The sequence below is a fragment of the Martelella sp. AMO21009 genome, assembly GCF_053484295.1.
In genome coordinates, this window is sequence record NZ_JBAKFR010000019.1 from 45680 (window position 1) to 61203 (window position 15524).

General features: G+C 59.5%; 11 protein-coding genes. 9 read left to right on the plus strand and 2 right to left on the minus strand.

The window, feature by feature from the left end; all coding sequences use genetic code 11:
- Positions 1-376: 376 nt before the first annotated feature.
- Together V6766_RS18015 and tssM are read right to left on the minus strand one after the other, a co-directional pair.
- Positions 377-1774 carry a type VI secretion system domain-containing protein gene (locus V6766_RS18015; protein WP_448468830.1) on the minus strand — a complete coding sequence of 466 codons (1398 nt, stop codon included), beginning with the start codon at positions 1772-1774 and terminating at the stop codon, positions 377-379.
- A 19-nt stretch (positions 1775-1793) separates the two neighbouring features.
- The gene (gene tssM / locus V6766_RS18020; protein WP_448468832.1) at positions 1794-5387 is read right to left on the minus strand and encodes a type VI secretion system membrane subunit TssM; all 3594 of its coding nucleotides are present in this window, start codon (positions 5385-5387) and stop codon (positions 1794-1796) included.
- A gap of 272 nt (positions 5388-5659) precedes the next feature.
- On the opposite strand from tssM, the gene tssB reads away from it, so the two are divergent.
- The 9 genes from tssB (at position 5660) to icmH (ending at position 15520) form a co-directional block, all read left to right on the plus strand.
- Entirely contained in the window at positions 5660-6253 is a 594-nt protein-coding gene (gene tssB / locus V6766_RS18025; RefSeq protein ID WP_448468834.1) for a type VI secretion system contractile sheath small subunit, read from the plus strand.
- Between the two features lie 82 nt (positions 6254-6335).
- Entirely contained in the window at positions 6336-7823 is a 1488-nt protein-coding gene (tssC, locus tag V6766_RS18030; protein WP_448468836.1) for a type VI secretion system contractile sheath large subunit, read from the plus strand.
- 7 nt (positions 7824-7830) lie between these two features.
- On the plus strand, positions 7831-8289 hold the full coding sequence (tssE, locus tag V6766_RS18035; RefSeq protein ID WP_448468840.1) for a type VI secretion system baseplate subunit TssE: 459 nt from the start codon (positions 7831-7833) through the stop codon (positions 8287-8289).
- A gap of 148 nt (positions 8290-8437) precedes the next feature.
- A complete protein-coding gene (tssF, locus tag V6766_RS18040; RefSeq protein WP_448468842.1) occupies positions 8438-10228 on the plus strand; it encodes a type VI secretion system baseplate subunit TssF in 1791 nt (596 codons plus the stop codon).
- Positions 10192-11286: a type VI secretion system baseplate subunit TssG gene (gene tssG, locus V6766_RS18045; protein WP_448468844.1), complete on the plus strand. Its 1095-nt coding sequence runs from the start codon at positions 10192-10194 to the stop codon at positions 11284-11286. The genes tssF and tssG overlap by 37 nt, the downstream gene beginning before the upstream one ends.
- A gap of 2 nt (positions 11287-11288) precedes the next feature.
- Positions 11289-12773, plus strand: a complete 1485-nt coding sequence (gene tagH, locus V6766_RS18050; RefSeq protein WP_448468846.1) for a type VI secretion system-associated FHA domain protein TagH — start codon at positions 11289-11291, stop codon at positions 12771-12773.
- Positions 12774-12804: 31 nt separating this feature from the next.
- Positions 12805-13314, plus strand: coding sequence for a type VI secretion system lipoprotein TssJ (gene tssJ / locus V6766_RS18055; RefSeq protein ID WP_448468848.1), 510 nt, complete (start codon positions 12805-12807; stop codon positions 13312-13314).
- 29 nt (positions 13315-13343) lie between these two features.
- Positions 13344-14696 carry a type VI secretion system baseplate subunit TssK gene (gene tssK, locus V6766_RS18060; RefSeq protein WP_448468850.1) on the plus strand — a complete coding sequence of 451 codons (1353 nt, stop codon included), beginning with the start codon at positions 13344-13346 and terminating at the stop codon, positions 14694-14696.
- Positions 14693-15520 (plus strand): type IVB secretion system protein IcmH/DotU, encoded by an 828-nt coding sequence (gene icmH / locus V6766_RS18065; protein ID WP_448468852.1) that lies wholly within the window; start codon positions 14693-14695, stop codon positions 15518-15520. The genes tssK and icmH overlap by 4 nt, the downstream gene beginning before the upstream one ends.
- Positions 15521-15524 lie beyond the last annotated feature (4 nt).

Genomic DNA, 15524 nt, shown 5'->3' on the forward strand with positions numbered 1-15524 from the left:
TCAACTGCCGCGGCACCATGCCATCGGCGGGTTCAGGCCCGTCAGCGCCAACCGCGGCGGGCAAGCTTTATCTGGCATAAACCGTGCCAGAGACGGGAATTCTGAATAGAAAAACGACAAAATACTGATATTAAACGAATATTTCTATCGTCGTGAGAAGAAACGGGCTCATATGAGCGAGTATTTATGTAAGTGAACCCAAGAAACTTCGGCCAAAAATGGCCGGGAAAAGAACGGACATAACGCCAAATTCCGACATAACCCATTGATCCAGAATAGCAAATCCGTCTCGGCCAAAAATGGCCAGGCTCGGCCATTTTTGGCCAGTACTGTTGAGTACGAAAATTTACTTTTTGATTCAAAAGCTTATCGATCTTCATTTTCTGAACTTCTCCAACCTTCGGAAAAGTTCCGGGTCCCATTCCCTGACGCCGATACCTTCGGCCGCCCGTTCGAGGCGGATGGCCTGATCGGCGGTGATGGCGGCAAAACCGGATGCGGCCAGCATTTCCAGCGTTGCAAGCTCCAGAAAGGCGCGCATGCGCGGTGATGGCGCCTGCCGATAGCTCTGGTCCCATTCGCTGGCCTTCGCCGGATCCGCCGCCATGCTCTCAAGCGTCGGCATCTCACCACCGGGGCTTTCCTGATCTATCCCGTCTCCATCCGCCGCCGACGCCCGTTCGGCATTCCCCGCGAGCTGGTCGAGCGCCGCCAGGTCGTCGGTGGCAACGAGCGGCTGACCGTCAAGGAAATTGAGGTCCGTCAGCCCCGGCAGGCGCCCCAGAAACTGACGCGTTTCCGCGGCGATGGCAGTCGCCACGGCGGAACGCCCGCATTTTTGCGCCAGTCGCGCGGCGATGACATGTCCGCCGATCCAAAAGGGCAGCGACTGCAGCGTTCGCTCCAGCCGTTTGGCCAGCGCCGGGTCATCCGGATTTTCGCGCAAGGCGGTCTCATAACGTTCGACGCTTTCGATGGAGACCGGCGGGACGATCGTGTTCCGCCCCTCCTTGATCGGCGGTGGCGCGGTCACGTCGAGCCAGGTCACGTGACGGCGCAGAAGATAGGAGACGGGGGCTGCCGGATCGAGATCGAATAAGAGGTCGGCAAGCTCTCCGGCCTGGCGGCGCAAAAGCCGGAAATCGACCGTCGTTGAGGAAGAAGGCTCAGCCTGCCGCACCTCCGCCGTCTTGCCGTTCGCCCGTGGCCGAGGTTCAGGCCGGGCTTTTGCGCCGTCGCCACGATCTGCGGCCACCCCGTCGGCATCACGGGCCAGCCGGTCGAGAAAACCCGAAATCATCCGTGACTGCCCTGCCTCCTGCACCGCTTCGTTCTCACCAAGCAGCCGGAGGCTCGCGGTCAGTTCCTCGGCCAGCACGCCAGCCGGGCCGGGCGGCTCATCGCGCAGCAGGAAGCCCATCAGCCGGGTCAGAACCGATTGAAACTGCGCCTTTTTGGCAGGCCTTCGCAGCGTTTCCTCCAGCCCCAGAAAGGCGTTCAAGCCCTCAAGGCAGGCAAGCAGGCTTTCGCGATCGCGACTTGAAAACCTGGCCAGACAGATGGCCTCGACCAGCCGGATATCCTTGGCATTGCGGGCGAGAAGCCTTGCGGCCGCCACCTCGACGCCCTGCCAGTCGACTGAGGCCTGGCTGGGCGTGCCGCGGCGGATCAGTGCGTCGCCGATCACATCATAGGCCGGCAGATCCTCGATGTCGCCCTCAAAGGGGTCTGCCAGCGTGGCGCTGATCGCCTCCAGAAAGCCCTCATTCGCCATCGGCATCTCCCGCCCGTGATCACAGACGGGCGGGCAGAACGAGATCGGCCAGCGGATCCTGTCGCGCCGGGTTCTTCTGCCCCTGCTGGGTGATCGTGTAGCTCGCGGTCCCGCCGCCGACATCGAACTCGACCACCATGCCGTTGGCGTCGTAGTTGACGATCTTGCCGGAGTTCAGAAGCCTGTAGCCCGACCACGGCCCGCTGAAGGACATGGTTCGCGGCTTGCCGCCGCCGCTTGGAAACAGCGTCAGCACGCTTTCGGCCTTTTTCGAAAGTTCGTTCGGCCAGATGATGCGCACCGGAAAGCGCGGACCGTGCGAATAGGGCACGAGCTGGCCTTCGACGTTCATCACCGAGCGGCCGAAGCGTCCGGACAGGCCCTTCGGCTCCACGGTGTAGTTCACGCCAAGCGCGCCGTCATTGCCGAAATAGGTATCCTGCAGGGCGAGCGCCTTCTTCAACTGCACCAGGAACTCGGGATTGATGACAAGGCTTTGCCCGTCGATCACCTTCGGCTTGCCGGTTGCATCATCGACGAACAGGCTCAGATTGTCGTTGTAGAAATTCTCGATCTTGCCGTTCGGGCCGAAGAAATCGGTAAATTCCTTGAGCGGCACATCCTCCTCGGCATCAATGGTGAAGGGATACCGCGTTGCCAGCGAGAGATTGTACTCGCCGTAGACATCGTCGTTCCAGGCGCGCTGAAGCTCTTCCTTGGCCTTGTCCAGCACCACCGCCCAGCTCTGGTCGGAAATGGTTGCGAAGAACCGGCTCATCGGTTCCGGCAGATCGACGCCCTGGCGCTCGACCACATAGATCGGGTCGTCGCCCTCCAGCTTCACCCGCGCCTTGGCCTTGGCAAGCGCCATTTCGCCCGAGCGGTCTCCGGCCTGGCGAACCTCCTTGAGGTATTCGTAAAGCTTCGAGAGCGAAGCCTCGAGGTCTTCGAGATAGCTGCCCTTGTTGTCGCGCGGATCGTCCAGCGCATCGAGCCGGGCAAAGGCGCGGTTGATGCGCATGCCCTGCTCCCGGTAAAGGTCATAGGGCTGCGTGGCATCGGCTGCCTGATCCGGCGTCTGGGTGACGGTTTTCTCCTCATAGATCTGCGTCTGCGCCTTCACCAGCGCGATAAGCCGGGCGAAGGGATCGTCCGGCCCGGTGATTTCCTCAAGCACGTCCACGCCCTTGTCGAGACTGCCGAAATCGACGATGTCCAGTTGGTTCAGGGCGTTTGTCCATGTGTCGATGTAGTTGGTCGCATAGCGCTCGGCGACCTGCTTGCGGAACGCTTCCAGATCCTCCTGGGAATAGCTTACCGTATCGCGCTCGCCGGCCACCCAGGCGTCCTCGATGGCGACGACGGACAGCGCCTCGTTCTGCTTGACAAAAAAGTCGGTAAAGCCGGTCTTGGTGAAGAAAGGCGGGATTTCAACCGGTTCCGGCTTGCCGTTGGCGTCGGCCGGCTGTTTGAAAATGATGTTGTAGGCTGGCCCGATCTCGTTTCTGAAGTTTACGGCTGACACGAGCTGACTTTTGGCGAGTTGCTCGATATTGCGGTAAAGCCGCAGATCGCGCGGCACGGCGCGCAGATCCGCCTGCGCCGAGGCGACTTCGGTCTGGTTGAGCGGGACCTCGAGATCGGCATCCTCAATGGCGAATTTCAGATGGGATGAAAGGTCCTGCTGCGTCTGGTCGTCGCCGGTATAGAGCGTCTGCCAGACCTCGCCATACCATTCTTCCACCAGCGCATTGTTGCGCTTCGAGGTGTCGCCGAGCATCAGATAGATGCGCAGATCCTCAAGGCGTTCATCGCCGTCGCGCGTGTCGTCCGCCTTGCCGAGCTTCACCACGTCGGCTTCCACATAGCTTGCAAGATCGGGCAGGAAACCGTTCTGCAGCAGGTCGATATAGGTCTTGTCGATGACCGGCCCGATCCGTCTGCCTTGCGAAAGAGTCAGGAAGGACGGGATGACGCCCCAGCGATCATAATTGCCGAAAATCGTTCCTGCGGAGCGAAGAGCGTTCAGCGGCTTGAGGAAGGACTGGCCGGCGTCTGCCGCGTTTGCAGGCTGAGTTTCGCCGTCCGCCTTGTAGGTCCTGGCGATGCTGACAACCTCATCCATCTTGGCGCGGTTGCTTTCATAGGCCTGCCAGTAGAAGCCGACGAAACCGATGAACAGAACCGAGGCAGCAGCACCCGAGAGAATGAACCGCACCCGCTTGGAGCGCTCAAGGCGGATATTGTCGCCCGCAAGGCCAGCTTCCTCGAAGATCACGGATTTTAGGACATTGGCCGAGAAATAGTGCTTCGAGTGATCGCCATGGACGGCGAGCACGGGCGGACGGATCTCGTATTTCTGCGAGGCCGCCGTCAGGACGGCATTGAACGGGACGGCTTCCTGGCGGCAGGAGGCCATGAACACGCCACGCACCAGCGGCGCCGTTGAGAACTTGTCCTGATGGAGGCTGGTTCCAAGGAATTCCCGGATCAGCATCTTCAAGCCGGAGAGCTGGCGCGTGAAAGTATAGAGCTTGCGTCGCGCCTCCGAGGAATGCTGATCGGCGATACGATCGAGCATCAGATTGTTGAGACGCTCGAGAAAGCCGTCATAGGCCTCCTCGAACTCCTCCACCCAGCTGTCACCGGATTTTTCCGAATAGACCGAGAAGGTGAAGCCGAAGGGCTCGGCACGTTGCGCCTTGGTGAGGCCCGATACGAATTCGTGAAAGCCGTCGAGGAGATCGAGCTTTGTCAAAATGACGTGCACGGTATAGCGCGTGCTGAGCGCTTCCGACATCTCTACCAGACGGGCGTGCAGAAGGGCGGCCTTGTTTTCGCGCACTTCGGGCGAGGACTGGATGAGATCGACGAGATCGATGCAGACGATCGCACCGTTGATCGGCCTGCGGGGCCTGTATTCATTGAGCAGACCCAGGAATTTGTCCCAAAGCAGCCGGGAAACATCGAGAACATTGTCGTCCTCACGGTTGCGCTGATGGGTGAGTAGCTGGCCGGCGACATCGAAGACGACGGCATCGTCGGTGACCCAGTAATCGACATCCTCGGTTTTGGTCACAGACTTGGCGTCTTCCTGCGAGAAGAGATGCGCCAGAGGAAACTTGAGATCGGACTCGACGATAAACGACGTCTTCCCGGCAGAGGGAAAGCCGAGCATCACATACCAGGGCAGCGAATAGACCGAGCGTTTCCCGCGCTTGCCATCGGAGCCGATCCAGTGCTTCGCAATGGCGGACATAGCGTTGCGGAAACTGCGGTCGAACGCATCGACGCGATCCTTCACAGGATCCCTCGGCGCCTTCGTCACCCCTTCTTCCGAGGCCCGCTCCTGCCTGCGTCTGCTCACGGCGCCGAAGAGAAGATTGCTTACACCCCAGAAAAATATAATCGCGATAATTGCGATCAATCGGAACGTCACCGGCCCGAAAGGCTGGAAACCGTAGACCTTCAACCGAGGCCCGACGAACCAGATAATAGCGCAAAGCGCGAAGGCTATGACTAGGCTGGCCATGCCATACGACTTTACTAGGCTTTTCAGCACCCGAAAAGAACCGCCTGAGAGAGATTTTACCAGCCTAAAGATTCGCTTCAAGGTTGTACTCCTGCGTATGCGCCACGTTAACTCTCAATATAAATTAAGTAATTTTATATATTATCATAATGTAATTTAGGATTTATCACGCATTACATCTTTTTATTCGATATTTTTCGAATCCCGACTTGTCAACTAAAGATACTATAGATAGTAATTAATACCACTTTTAGAGGTTACCTTAATTTCGGCAAATTTACTCTGAATACCCGCAAAGGTCGTAGTCGCGCGCGTTTCCAACGGGCCTGAATGAACACAGGAGGCAAGACAAAATGGCTGGAAAAGACAGTTCAGTCGCTCCCAAGGAGCGCATCAATATCCGTTACGTCCCTGCAACGGGTGACCAGCAGGAAGAGGTGGAACTGCCTCTCCGTCTCGTCATGCTCGGCGACTATCTGGGTCATGATGACGGCCTGCCGCTGGAAGAGCGCGAAATGCTCTCGGTGGACAAGAACAGCTTCGCCTCGGTGATGAAGGAGGCCGGACTGAAGCGCGATATGGAGGTGAAGGACACGCTCTCCGGCGACGAGGAAGCGCGCCTTCGCACCACGCTTGAGTTCAAGAGCCTTGCGGATTTCTCGCCCGATGCCGTGGTGCGGCAGGTACCGGAGTTGCAAAAGCTTATCGAGCTGCGCGAGGCGCTTGTCGCGCTGAAGGGGCCGCTCGGCAATATGCCGGCCTTCCGTCAGCGTCTTGAACAGATCCTGGAAGATGAGGATGCCCGCAAGAAGCTCATGGAGGAACTGCAGTCGATCGAAGCCCGCGAGGCGGAGAAACTGGCCGCAGCGCCGAAGCCCGATCTAGCCGGCAAGCCCGATGGCGAGATCGCCGTCAAGGGCGAGGATACGAAAGGCAAGAAAGACTGACCAGGCATCGTTTTCCTGAAGGAATACCGGAATGCAGTTTGACCTGCCGAGATCATCGGCGCGTAGTTCGGAGTTGAAAAACATGGCCCAATCAGGTGCTGCTCTCAAGGAAAAGTCCGGCGAAATACAAAGCTTCTCGCTTCTGGACCAGATCATGGAAGAAACCCGGATCCGTCCGGACGATACGGAAACCTATTCCATCGCGCGCAAGGGCATGGAAGCGTTCATCGCCGACATGCTCTCAAGCCGCAAGCCCGGCGAGCGCATCAACCGCGTTCTCGTCGATCAGATGATCGCCCAGCTTGACGAAAAGGTCTCGCGTCAGGTGGACGAAATCATCCACGACAAGGGATTTCAGGAGATGGAATCGGCCTGGCGCGGGCTGAAGCTTCTGATCGACCAGACGGACTTCCGCGAGAACATCAAGATCGACCTGCTGCCGGTCTCCAAGGAGAAGCTGCTGGAGGATTTCGAGACCGCGCCGGAAGTGGTGCAGTCCGGTCTCTACAAGCACATCTACTCCTCCGGCTACGGCCAGTTCGGCGGCGAGCCTGTGGGTGCGATGATCGCAAATTATGATTTCGGCCCCGGCGCACGCGACGTCAAGCTGTTGCAGTTCGTGGCCTCGGTTGGCGCCATGGCACATGCGCCTTTCATTGCGGCAGCTTCGCCGGAGATGTTCGACGTCGATGAATTCGTCGATCTGCCGGCGCAGAAGGATCTGTTCTCGATTTATGAAGGACCGCGCTTCCGCAAGTGGATGGGCTTCCGCCAGAGCGAGGATTCCCGCTATGTCGGTCTCACCTGCCCGCGTTTCCTGCTGCGCCAGCCCTATGACGCGGAGGAAAATCCGGTCAAGAGCTTTGTCTATTCGGAAAGCGTGACCGACGACCACGAGCATTATCTGTGGGGCAATACCTCCTTCGTTCTCGCCACGCGGCTGACCGAAAGCTTTGCCAAATACCGCTGGTGTCCGAACATCATCGGCCCGCAGTCGGGCGGCGCGGTCTATGATCTGCCTGTCCATGTCTACGAGGCCTTCGGGCAGCTTGAGGAAAAGATCCCGACCGAGATCCTGATTACCGACCGGCGCGAATATGAGCTCGCCGAGGAGGGGTTCATCGCGCTGACCATGCGCAAGGGGTCGGATAACGCCGCCTTCTTCTCGGCCAATTCCGTTCAGAAGCCGAAAATTTTCCAGAACACCAAGGAAGGCAAGGCCGCCGAGACCAACTACAAGCTCGGCACGCAACTGCCCTACATGATGATCATCAACCGGCTGGCGCACTACATCAAGGTGCTGCAGCGCGAGCAGATCGGCAGTTGGAAGGAGAAGGAAGACCTCGAGCGCGAGCTCAATGTCTGGCTCAAGCAATATGTCGCCGACCAGGAAAACCCGCCTTCGGATGTGCGCTCGCGCCGCCCGCTGCGCGCGGCAAGCGTCGAGGTTTCCGATGTCGAGGGCGATCCCGGCTGGTATCAGGTCACGCTGAAGGTCCGTCCGCACTTCAAGTATATGGGCGCCAATTTCGAACTGTCCCTGGTGGGCAAGCTCGACAAGGAAGACTAGATCGGCCATGCGAGGGGACCGCGACACCGATATCCGGGACAGCATCGATCGCCGGTCGGCAGGAAGCCTGTTCGAGCGCCTTGTGCTGGATGAGGAGAATATGGCGATCGAACGCACGGACGATGCCGCGTCGGCAACCGTGCGTTCGATCAAACGCCACCTTATCCGGCTGCTCAATGCGCGTAGCGGCGCGTCCCAGTCAGCTCCCGGTCTCGGTCTTGCCGATTTCAACGAGTCGTCGATCGAATCCAACGACCTGACCCGACATATCGCGGCGTCGATCCGTGATTGCATCAATAGCTTTGAGCCGCGCGTCGAGGTCAAGGTTGTCGAGTGCATGCATGATCCAGATCGGCCGCTCGATCTGAAGTTCCGGATCCAGGCTCTGGTGCCGGCGAAATCGCGGCAGGAACTGGTCGAGATCGACCTGCTGATGCGCGACGGACACGCCACGCAGATTATCTAGAACGCGTCCGGGAGGCCGCGCTCTTGCGGGAGGACAATGCCTGAAGATCGCCATGGCGGACGGACCTGCTCGCTGAGACAGAAGCAGTTCGCCAGCGCGTCCTGATGGCATGCCGAAACAGTAATGTAAGTAGTTGCAGGAGCCAGAATTGGCAAACTCGGCGCGCTCACGCTATTTTCAGGACGAACTGACCTATCTGAAGGAAAGCGGTCGGTTCTTTGCTGAAAACAATCCCAAACTCGCTCGGTATCTTTCCGAACAGTCGACGGACCCCGATGTCGAGCGTCTGCTTGAGGGGTTTGCGTTTCTGACGTCGCGGCTCCGGGAGAAGCTGGACGACGAACTGCCGGAACTCACCCATTCCGTCGTCAATCTGCTGTTGCCGAATTTCCTCCGGCCGTTTCCCTCCACGGCGCTGATGAAGCTTACGCCGCAGGAAAAGTCGATCACCGAACGGCAAGTCGTGCCGCACGGCACGATCATCCTGTCGCGGCCGGTATCCGGTACGGTCTGCCCGTTCCGAACAACGTCCGAAACCCATGTCTATCCGCTCGAAATCGCCGAGCAATATCTTGAGCGATCGCGGCAGTCGACCACGCTGCACATCGATTTCGAAACGCTGTCCGGTCTGCCGCTCGGCATGATCGATCTCCGCGATCTGCGACTGTGGTTTGCCAGCGGCGATCACACCGCACAGATGCTTTACCTGTGGTTCGGGCGCTATCTGAAATCCATCGACATCACCGTCACGGGCGGAGAAGGCGGCGGTCGAACCGTGTCCTTTCCACTGCGGAACGTCCAGCCCGGCGGTTTCGCGGCGAACGAGGCGATACTGCCGTCAGGCAATACAGCCTACGAAGGCTATCGCCTGCTGCAGGAGTACTTCGTTTTTCCGGAAAAATTCCAGTGCTTCGATCTTCTCCGCTTCGGCGAAAGCCTCGGCAATGAAAGCGGCATGACGTTTCGCCTGTCGGTTCAGTTCGAGCGTCCCCTTCCCCCGGATGTGAAGGTGCGCCCGGACACCGTACAGCTTTATTGCACCCCGGCCGTCAACCTGTTTCGTTACGATGCCGAACCGATGAAGGTCGATTATCGCCGGCTTCATTATCCCCTGAGACCCTCCTCCAATGGCGACGGCGCCAAGGCCATCTTTTCGATCGACCGGGTCGTGAGCTGGCGTTCCGAGGGTGAACCTTCAACCGGCAAGCACCTTCGCGAATATCCGGCCTTCGAATCCTTTCATCACGAGGTCGAACGCCAGCAGAACCTGACGCAGATTTACTACCGGCTCAGGATGCGGGAATCTCTGCGGCAGGCCGGCGCCGATCACCTCATTTCCTTCGTCCGGCACGACAATTCGAGCGCCGTGCCGGATTTCGAGGTGGTTTCAGCGGAGCTGAGCTGCTTCAACGCCCGCCATGCGCGCGAACTCGGCGGCGGCGATATCTGCGTGATGACCGAGGATACGCCCGCCTTTGTCACCTTTCGCAATCTGCGTCAGCCGACGGCGCCGATCTACCCGCCGCTCGATGGTTCGCTCTATTGGACGATGATTTCCAATCTCGCGCTGAATTACGTGTCGCTTCTCGACAAGGATGCGCTTGGCGCGGTGATCGCGATCTATGATTTTCAGGCCTATGCCGACCGCCGCGCCGAGCGCACCAGCCGCCAGCGCATGGACGGCATCCGCGCGATCGACACCAAGCCTTTCGACAAGCTGTTTCGCGGCCAGCCCATCCGCGGACTTCTGACGCGCATGACCATCCGGGAGTCCTGCTTTCAGAGCGAGGGCGACATGTACCTGTTCGCCAGCGTGCTTGCCGAATTCTTCACCCTTTATGCCAGCATCAACTCCTTCCACGAGCTCATCGTGGAAGGCGAGGAAAACAACGAGGTTTACCAATGGCCAGCGAAGACAGGCCGGCAGCCGATCATCTGACGGACCTTCTAGTCCGCGATGCGCGCGCCTGGTCGTTTTTCCAGGCCGTCGAGCAGACGCAGCGCGCTTTCGACGAAGGCACGGAAGTGGGAACCCACCTGCTTCCGACAGACGAGAAGATCGTCTTCAGCGTCGACAACCGCCTCGGCTTTCCGGTGTCCGATATCAACGATATCGTTCTGGAGGACCCGCCGCCGGTCGATGATCGCAGCACCGATGACAAGAAAGAAACGCCCCCAGGTAGACGGCGCGGCCGGTTCCGCATGGAAGTGACGTTTCTCGGCCTCCATGGCGCAGGCTCCCCCCTGCCCTCCTACTATCAGGAAACGGTTGCCCGCTATGATGCCGAGGGCTCCCTGCTGAAGGGCTTCTTCGATTTCTTCCACAATCGGCTTGTCGGGCTGATGCATCGCGCGATGCGCAAGTACCGCTATTATGTGCGCTACAAGCCGAACGCGAGAGACGATTTTTCCCAGGCCATGTTCTGCCTGTTCGGCCTTGCCGACCGGGAAGCGCGCGAGATGTCGCCGATCAACTGGGCAAGGCTCCTGACCTTCACCGGCCTGCTCGCCTCGCGCAACAGATCGCCGCAGGTTGTGTCATCGGTCGTTGCCCATGCCTTTTTCCATCCGGATGTCGAGGTCGAGGAATGGATCCGGCGCAAGGTGGATATTCCAGCCGAGCAACAGTTCTCTCTTGGCCAGCTTAACTCGGTGCTGGGCGAAAGCGCCGTCATCGGCGAGCGCGTTCCCGACATCGCCTCGAAGTTCAACGTCTATCTGAAAAACCTCGGATTCCACCGTTTCCAGGAATTCCTGCCGCGCGGCAGCAGCCATGAGGCTCTGAAACAGCTCATCGAGTTCATGCTGCGGGACCAGCATGCCTATGACATCAAGCTCGGCCTTGCCGCCGGAGAGGCCAGGCCGCTTTGCCTGCATGGGCGCGAAGAGATTTCGCCCGAAGAGGCCGATGGTTACCGCTCGCATCTCGGCTGGTCTTCGTTTCTGGGAACCGGCGAAGCAAGCCGCCGCGATGTCCGCGTGACGGGGAGGCTTTGACAATGCGCCTGATCCTCGCCGTCAACAACACCATCAACCTGGAAAGCGGCATCGTCGCCACCGCCGTCTTTACCGAGCACGGCGGAACCATCGGTTCGGCGGAGGATGCGAACTGGCGTCTTGCCGATCGCGCCGGCTCCGTCAGTTCGCACCATGTCCGCATATACCTTCAGGATGGCCACTTCTGCGCCACGCCCGAAAATGATGAGGGCATGGTGATCAACGGTTCTTCGCGGCCGCTCCCGACAGGCGCCGCGTTTTCGATCTCCGACGGCGACCGATGGAAGATCGGCGACTTCGATGTCTCCGTCTATCTCGCCGACGACGAGGCCAGAAAAAAGAGCAGAGGCGAGAGCTTCCAAGGGTGGGAAGAACGCTTTTCCGCTGTGGAAACCATCATCCCCGGCACACTCAAGGGCGAAAACCCCAATGAGCAGATCGATGCAGTCGCGCTGCTTGCCGATGCCTCGGACTCCGACGACGGCCGAAGCAACTTTTTCGAACGCGACGAAACCGACATCGATGAGGGGATCGACCCCGTTACGCATCTCGAGCGAACCGCCAGCAATGAGACGGATTTGTCGAACGACCCGGTCGTTCTGTTCGACAGCCAACGAGGAATGAGAGCCATGCCAGACAAGAAAGATCTGATCGACGACCTGAATCTCCAACCGAAGTCGAGCAAGAAGGCGCTCGGCGTCGATGATCCGATGGCCGAGCACGCAAACTTTGCAAGCCCTGGCGTCAGGCGGGAGGGTGAGGAACTGGAAGACTATCTCGACGAGCTGGCAAACCGCTCGGTTGAAGGCGGTCTTCAGGAAATGCGCGAGCGGGAGGAATGGCCGGCCGCCGCCAGGATAGGGCAACTGGCGGACGAAGAACAGGTCGACCATGTGGTGCTCCGCCCACTGATGCAGGCCATGGGGCTGCCGGTGGCCGATATGCCCGTTCCGGAGGCGAACCGGCTCGCGCGCGAGGCGGGCGCCGCGCTGAAAACCGCCGTTTCCGGCCTGATGGCCATTCACAGCCTCCAGGGCGAAGACCGCAACAATCTCAGCGACACGCATCTGCATCCCGTGGAAGACAATCCGCTTCGCCTCGACATGACCACCGAGGAGGCGATGCGCGATCTGTTTCTGGTTCAAAGCCCCGTCCATCTGAACGCGACCGCCGCCGTCGAGGAAAGCCTCGAGCAGATCAGCGCCCACGAACAGGCAAGCCGGGTGGCGATCGATGCGGCCTTGGGCGCGGTGCTGGCCGCTCTGGCGCCAGACCAGCTTTCGCGCCGCTTCGCCCGCTACAAGGGCCATGCGCCGCGCGTTGGCGACCAGGATGCCTGGCACTGGCAGATGTACCGCCACTACTACGAAGAAATGAAGTCCGACCGCCAGCGCGGGCTGACGCGCATGTTCTGGGAAATCTTCCGTCAGGTCTATGACCGCGAGATGCGCAGCAAGGCGCTCGCTGGCTTGGGAGAGGAGCGGTAGGCATATGTGTGGGCGTCGGCGTATTGCGTTTGTGGCGTTGCTGTTTGTCGTGGCCGGATTGTCGTCCTGCGGCATTCCGCAGGCGACGGGCAAAATCATCAAGGTTATCGCCAACCCTGACATACCGGTCGGCAAGGCGACCGAGCAGCCGAGCACGCTCAACATGATGATCTTCGAGGAAAAGGGCGCCAATCGCGGCGATGACGGCCAGTCGCTGCCGATCGATATCTGGGTTTTCCAGCTCTCCGACGACGGCCAGTTCATGCAGTCCGACTTTGAGTCACTGACCACCGACCCGAAAGGCACGCTGCAATCGACCTATGTCGACATGAAGCAGGTCCAGGTCACGCCGGACCAGTCCAAGCCCATCGAAAACATCGAACTGAAAAAGGATACGACCTTCATCGGCATCGTCGCCGGCTATGTGAACTACCAGGACATCAACTGGCGCACGACCGTTCAGGTGAATGCCAAGGGAGAAACCTATCAGCTCTTCACCGCGATCACGCCAACGCAAATCATCACGAACCTGCACCGCTAGGCTTTAGGCAGAATGGATCGAAGCAAAAAATGTCATTGAGAAATCATGTTGTCTGGCGCGACGGGCTGTTTCTGAAACCCCATCATTTCCAGCAGCAACAGCGCTATATCGAATATCTGATCAGAACGCGGGTCGAAGGCGTCGACGCCTATCAGACCGGCCTGTCGAAGGTCGAGATCAGTCCCGAAAACCTGCTGCATGGCAAGGTCGTGATCGACAGCGCCCGCGGGGTTTTCCCGGATGGTTCCGTGCTCGACATTCCCGGCGAAACCAAGCCGCCGGCGGCGCTCGATGTCAGCGGCCGCAATATCGTCGATCAGCGCGTCTATCTCGCGCTGCCGCTCAGGCTCAACGGCGTTCCGGAAATCGAGGATACCGATCAGCCGCAATCCAACGTGCGCATGAGCGCGGTGTTGCAGGAAGTGCGCGACAATGCCTCCGCCGAAACCGAGCCCTTCGATATCAATGTCGCGCAATACCGCCTGCGGCTGATGCTCGAGGAGGAGGACCGCTCCTCCTATACCTGCCTGCCGGTCGCCCGCATCCGCGAGAAACGTTCGGATGGCAGCCTGGTGCTCGACGATCGCTTTCTGCCGACGGCATCGGCGCTCGAAGCGACGCCGCAACTGAAGAAAACGCTTGAGGACTTCGTCGGCCTGTTGCAGCAGCGCGCCAGACAGATTGCCGAGCGGCTGGGCACACCAGGGCAGCGCGGCGTCTCGGATGTGTCGGACTTTCTCATGCTGCAGACCATCAACAGGCTGTGGCCGGAGTTTAGGCATCTCGCCACGGTTCAGGGCGTGCACCTGCGCGACCTCTATATGGTTCTGGCAAGGGCAGCGGGCGAGCTTGCGACCTTTACCCATGAAAAGCGAATGCCGGAGATGTGGCCGCCTTATCATCACGAGGAGCCGGCCATCTGCTTCGAGCCGGTGATCACCTCGCTGCGGCAATCCCTGACGGCGATCTTTGAGGCCAATGCGGTCGCCCTGCCGCTCAACAAGCAGAAATACGGTGTCTACACCACGCCGCTGCACGACCGTTCGCTGTTGAAGACCGCGATTTTCGTGATTGCCGTGAAGGCGAGCGTTCAACTGGAAAAACTGTCGCTGGAGTTCCCGGCGCAGACCAAGGTGTCGTCGATCGAGAAAATCCGCGAACTGATCCACGTGCAATTGCCCGGCGTGGTGCTGCAGCGTCTGCCGGCGCCGCCGCGCCAGCTGCCGTATCACGCGGGCTTCACCTATTTCCAGCTCGACGAGAACTCACCGGGCTGGAAATACATCGAGAACGCCAGCGGTTTCGCCTTCCACGTGACCGGCAATTTTCCCGATCTCGAAATGCAGTTCTGGGCCATCCGCAATGAGAGGGCAATGACATGAGCGATCTGACCGAGGGCCAAACGGGCGTATTCGGGTCCGGCACGGATGTCGATGGAGCTCGGCTGATCGAGGCCACCGAGACTCCGGAAATGAAGACGGTTTCGGCAAGGACCTATGCGCCGTCCCGCCTTTCGTTCCCGCTGCGCGGCAACAGCCTCAACAAGATTGTCGATGCCAGTCAGCCTTTGCTGGCGCTTCTGGCGCGTATACCCGATGTCCGCAACTTTGACAGCGTCGATCATCTGCACCACGACATCAGCGCCGAAATCGAATCCATCGAGCTGGAGCTGCATCGCGAGGGCTATGACCGGGCGACGATTCTTGCCCATCGTTATTGCCTGTGCACGGCCGTTGACGAAGCCGTCATGTGTTCGCCCTGGGGCCAGGATTCAGACTGGTCGGAGCGCAGCCTGCTGGCGCAATATCACTCCGAGACCTGGGGCGGCGAGAAATTCTTCATCGTGCTGGCGCGTCTGATGCGCGATCCGGAACGCTATATCGAACTCATCGAATTCCTGTACCTGCTGCTCTGCCTCGGTTTTGAAGGCAAATACAGGGTCATGCACAACGGTCGCAGCCAGCTTGAGACCGTAATCCGCGAAGTTCACGACGCCGTCCGCAAGGAGCGCGGCGATCCGCCGGAAGTGCTGACCTCGTTTCGCGACAAGGTCATCAGCAAGGCCCATATCATCCGCCGCCAGACGCCGGTGTCGCTGATATGGATCCTGTTTGCGATTTTATGCATCGGCACCTTCGCCGCCTTCTACATCAGCCTGGATCGCTACACGGATCAAGTTATCCAGCAATTGCAGAACATTCTTTAACGAC

Excerpts from the sequence above, each read along its gene's own strand:
- tagH (WP_448468846.1), top strand. The coding sequence starts at position 11,289 with ATGCGCCTGATCCTCGCCGTCAACAACACCATCAACCTGGAAAGCGGC.
- tssG (WP_448468844.1), top strand. The coding sequence starts at position 10,192 with ATGGCCAGCGAAGACAGGCCGGCAGCCGATCATCTGACGGACCTTCTA.
- tssB (WP_448468834.1), top strand. The coding sequence starts at position 5,660 with ATGGCTGGAAAAGACAGTTCAGTCGCTCCCAAGGAGCGCATCAATATC.
- tssK (WP_448468850.1), top strand. The coding sequence starts at position 13,344 with ATGTCATTGAGAAATCATGTTGTCTGGCGCGACGGGCTGTTTCTGAAA.
- tssC (WP_448468836.1), top strand. The coding sequence starts at position 6,336 with ATGGCCCAATCAGGTGCTGCTCTCAAGGAAAAGTCCGGCGAAATACAA.
- tssE (WP_448468840.1), top strand. The coding sequence starts at position 7,831 with ATGCGAGGGGACCGCGACACCGATATCCGGGACAGCATCGATCGCCGG.
- icmH (WP_448468852.1), top strand. The coding sequence starts at position 14,693 with ATGAGCGATCTGACCGAGGGCCAAACGGGCGTATTCGGGTCCGGCACG.
- V6766_RS18015 (WP_448468830.1), bottom strand. The coding sequence starts at position 1,774 with ATGGCGAATGAGGGCTTTCTGGAGGCGATCAGCGCCACGCTGGCAGAC.